The sequence below is a fragment of the Robiginitalea sp. genome (assembly GCF_049588695.1).
In the GTDB taxonomy this organism is placed as follows: Bacteria; Bacteroidota; Bacteroidia; order Flavobacteriales; family Flavobacteriaceae; genus Robiginitalea.
The window spans coordinates 1-4,584 of sequence record NZ_JBAVZJ010000119.1; the positions used below are offsets into that span (position 1 = coordinate 1).

Genomic DNA, 4,584 nt, shown 5'->3' on the forward strand with positions numbered 1-4,584 from the left:
TGAACCACGCCGTACATACGCAGGATTCCTATGGGAAAGCTTCCCTCCGTTACGAGCGCGATTACGATACCGGAGATAAACTCCTCAGAAACGATGGGGATACCTTTACGGACGTAAGCGCCGAAGCTGGGATTTTTGGCGGTATTAACGGCTATGGCCTGGGTGTGGCAGTTTCTGACTTTAACCTGGACGGCTACCCGGACCTGTATATCGGAAATGACTTTCACGAAGACGATTACTATTACGTGAATAATACAGATGGAACGTTTACCGAAAGCCTCCGCTCTTATTTCGGGCATACCAGCCGCTTCTCTATGGGTAGCGACGCAGCAGATGTCAATAACGATGGCCGGCCGGACCTGATTTCCCTCGATATGTTGCCCCAAGACGAGGTTCCCCTGAAATCTTCAGAGGGGGATGACAATATTCAAACCCAGCGTATGCGCATTGGCGCCTACGGGTATTACTACCAGTTTACCCTTAATATGCTCTATATCAATCAACCGGACGGCAGCTTTATGGAAACGGCCCTGTTGAGCGGGGTAGCCGCAACGGACTGGAGCTGGAGTGCGTTGTTTGCCGATTTTGAACAGGACGGTTTCCAGGATCTGTTCGTATCCAATGGAATTCCCAAAAGGCCGAACGACCTGGATTTTGTGAAGTTTGTGTCCAATGAACAGATCAGCAGTACCATCAGCAACACCAAGTTAGTCGACCAGAAGGCGCTCGACATGATGCCTTCAGGGAACACCCGGAATTTCGTTTTTCAAGGTTCTGAAAACCTGGAGTTCAAGGATCGGTCTGAGGCCTGGATCCGGCAGGATACCTTGCTCTCCGGGGCTACAGCCTGGGGAGATCTCGATCGGGACGGCGACCTGGACCTGGTGATCAACAACCTGAACCAACCGGCCAGTATTCTGGTCAACACCGGAAAGGACAATACCTCCCTGACCCTGAAACTAAAATACACCGGGCAAAACCCCTTTGGAGTGGGTGCCAAAATATACGCGTACTTCGGGGAAGGGGTACAAATGCGGGAGTTATTTCCGGTCCGCGGCTTTCAATCCTCTTCAGAACCCCTGGTGCATTTTGGAACCGGGAAACTGAGGCAGGTGGATTCCGTAAGGATTATATGGCCTGATGGCCGCTACCAGGTCGAAAAGGGCCTGCCAACGGGCGAACTCCTGGAAATATCCGTGAAGGACACTCGTGCGTTCGACTATGCCTCATTAAATCCGGGGGCACTTCCACTCTTTAAAAAGATGGCTTCCCCCCTGGGCATCGATTTTGTCCACCGGGAAGACATTTATACTGACTTTAACCGGGAAAAACTCCTGCCCTACAGCCTCGCCGATCGAGGGCCTGCTTTTGCGAGCGGCGACCTGAATGGCGATGGGAAGGAAGATTTGTTTTTCGGGGGGTCCAAGCGTATCGCCCCGGCCGTTTTTTTTGCTTCAGATAGCAGCTTTTCACGCCAGTCGTCCAAGGAAATGGCCCTGGACAGTCTACAGGAAGATGTAGTCGCAACTATTGCCGACCTCGACGCGGATGGCCGCAACGATCTGCTTCTGGGCTCGGGGGGTGGTGATTATTTTGGGGAAGCCCCTCCCCTGCTCGATCGCTTTTACCGGAATTCCGCATCCGGTTTACAACAAGTACTCTTTCCCGAATACTACGCCAACACCTCTGTGATCCGACCCTTTGATTACGACGGGGACGGAGACCTGGACCTTTTTCTGGGAGCACAGAGCCTGACCGGACGCTTTGGGGAAATACCCGCGAGCCATCTGTTGGAAAACACGGAAGGAAGCTTCAGGCCTGTGGACAGTTTTAATGGGGAATCCCTTGGGATGATCACGGACGCGGTTTGGAGCGACTTCGACGCAGATGGACGCGAAGACCTTATCGTTGTCGGGGAGTGGATGTCTCCCCGTTTTTTCAAAAACACAACGGAAGGTTTGAAAGAGATTGCCTTTGAAGGTCCCTCAGGGCTCTGGCAATGTATAAGTCCCCACGACATCGACGGGGATGGAGATACCGATTACCTGCTGGGGAACTGGGGAACCAATTCTAAGTTTGTGGCCTCTGCCGCGGCCCCCCTGAAAATGTATTTTTCGGATTTTGATTCCAACGGGAGCACGGAGACCGTTGTGGCGACAGCTAAAAAAGATTCGTATTATACTTTGGTGGGCCTGGATGACCTGGGGGCACAAATGGTTAGTTTGCGGAAAAAATATCCGAACTACAAGAGCTTTGCGGGCAAACCGATAGAAGATATCTTTGGGCCCGAAGCCCTGCAAGCGGCCCGGTTGTATGAAGCAACCGAGTTAAGGTCCGGGTATCTTAAAAATGAAGAAGGGCGTTTTAAATATTATCCGTTTCCCAATACCCTGCAGGTCGCCCCTGTGCTGACATTTTTGCCCTACGATTTTACAGGAGATGGCAAAACGGAAGTGCTGGCTGCAGGTAATTACTTTGGTGTCAAGCCCTATCAGGGCAGGTTGGATGCCTTTCCCGGGGCCCTCATCCTGGGGGAATCCGAGATTCTCCCGGGTAACCGGATTGGCCTGGATTTCACAAATAAATCCATCCGGCACCTGTCGGTCATCAAGCTGAACGATGAACCTTTTCTGTTAGCGGTCTACAATGCGGACGCCGCAGAAGTGTACCAATTAATGAAAAACAACTTAAAATGATGAATCTACGTTTTGTTTCACGCTTAGCATTGATAGCCCTTTTGTTAGGCTGTAGCTCCCCTTCAGAGCCCATCGAAATCACAGCTGAAGAGCTTCATGCCTCGACGGATAAACTAACCGATGTAATGGTGCACGATATTTTCAGCCCTCCTGTGGCGAGTCGCGTATATGCCTACCCGAGTATTGCGGCCTATGAAATCATGGCCCTGCATTCGGATTCATACCGATCCCTCCAGGGACAGATATCCGGCCTAACCTCAATTCCCGAACCAAAGGCCGATTCTCCTGTGAATTACAAATTGGCTGCCCTTATCGCCCATATGGATATGGGAAGAAGGTTAATTTTCTCCGAGGATAAGATTACTGCTTTCAGGGACAGTCTGTACACCGTTTGGGAAAAACGCAATCCCAGGGAATTTGAAGCCGCACGAACCTACGGCCTGGAGGTCGCTGAATTTATTACGGCCTGGATGAAGGAAGACAATTACGACCAGACGCGGACCATGTCTAAATTTACGGTAGATACTGACGATCCTTCACGCTGGCAACCTACCCCGCCCTCTTACATGGAAGGTATTGAGCCGCACTGGAGCAAAATCAGGCCCTTTGTTATTGATTCTGCAGCCCAGTTCAAGCCCACACCCCCTCCGCCATTCACTATGGAGGAAGGTTCCGCCTTTTACAAGGAAGTACGGGAGGTATACGATATCAGCAATGAAATCACCGAGAAAGGGGATGAATCAGAAGAGGTGGCCATAGCCCAGTTCTGGGATTGCAATCCCTACGTATCCGTAACCCGGGGGCACCTGATGTTCGCTACCAAGAAAATCAGCCCCGGTGCCCATTGGATGGGGATTACCAAAATAGCGTGCCGGGATACCGAAAGTGATTTCGAAAAGACTACGTATGCTTATACGAAGACAGCTATTGCGATGGCCGATGCTTTTATCAGCTGTTGGGATGAGAAATACCGCAGCAACCTAATCCGTCCCGAAACCCTGATCAACGAATACATAGACGACAGCTGGAAACCGGTATTGCAGACCCCGCCTTTTCCTGAATATACCAGCGGACACAGCGTGGTATCCGGGGCTGCTTCCATAGCCCTTACAGATATCTTCGGGTCCTCTTTTGCTTTTGACGATGACACGGAGCTGAAATACGGCCTGCCGGTTCGCAGTTTTCCTTCCTTTCGGGCTGCTGCGGATGAAGCAGCCATCAGCCGGATGTACGGGGGTATACACTATCGCAAAGCCGTGGAAGTGGGTGTTAAACAGGGGCGTGACCTGGGGAATTTTGTCGTAAACCACCTGCAGATGACCGAAGATAAAAAAGAGGTTGCCACCCATTCCCCGACGGATAAAGATTAATTGATTTCAGAACAATACTGTTTTTAAAGACCATTCATGAAAAAAACTGTTTTTGGTATTCTGATCGTCCTGCTCATCACTTTTGTGGGGTATTTCATCATATATCCCTATGATTATGTCATCCGCTTTGAGGCCAACACTTTTCCGGGTACGATCAACCAGTCCATAAAGCTTTGGAACAAAACCGCAGGGGTCCCGGGGAGCCCGGTGTTACAGGAAGACCTCTACCACCTCGAGCAACACGTGCAGGCCGGGGATTCTGTCCATATTTACGATTGGGAGATTACCCCGCTGACCGAGAATTCCTCTAAAGTAACCGTACGCATCAAAGACCGGGATCACAGCTGGAAAAACAAACTCCTTGTTCCCTTCACGGAATCCGAAGTAGAGCGCTCGGGCATCAAACACGTCTCTGATTTCGTCAATGACCTAAGGGATCATATCGATCTCTTTAAAGTACATATCGAGGGAGAGGCCGAAATGCCCAGCACGTTTTACGCCTATGTGGACCTTAAAAC

2 protein-coding genes and 1 pseudogene are annotated in these 4,584 nt (G+C 50.7%); all 3 read left to right on the forward strand.

Annotation, left to right across the window (positions count from 1 at the left end):
• Positions 1 to 2,696, forward strand: a 2,696-nt coding sequence (locus WBV75_RS02725) for a VCBS repeat-containing protein (RefSeq protein WP_424119124.1), incomplete at its 5' end; no start/stop codon positions are given.
• Positions 2,693 to 4,066: a vanadium-dependent haloperoxidase gene (locus WBV75_RS02730; RefSeq protein WP_424119125.1), complete on the forward strand. Its 1,374-nt coding sequence runs from the start codon at positions 2,693 to 2,695 to the stop codon at positions 4,064 to 4,066. The genes WBV75_RS02725 and WBV75_RS02730, both read left to right, overlap by 4 nt.
• 36 nt (positions 4,067 to 4,102) lie before the next feature.
• Positions 4,103 to 4,584 (forward strand): annotated as a pseudogene (locus WBV75_RS02735) (AraC family transcriptional regulator); the annotation flags it as partial.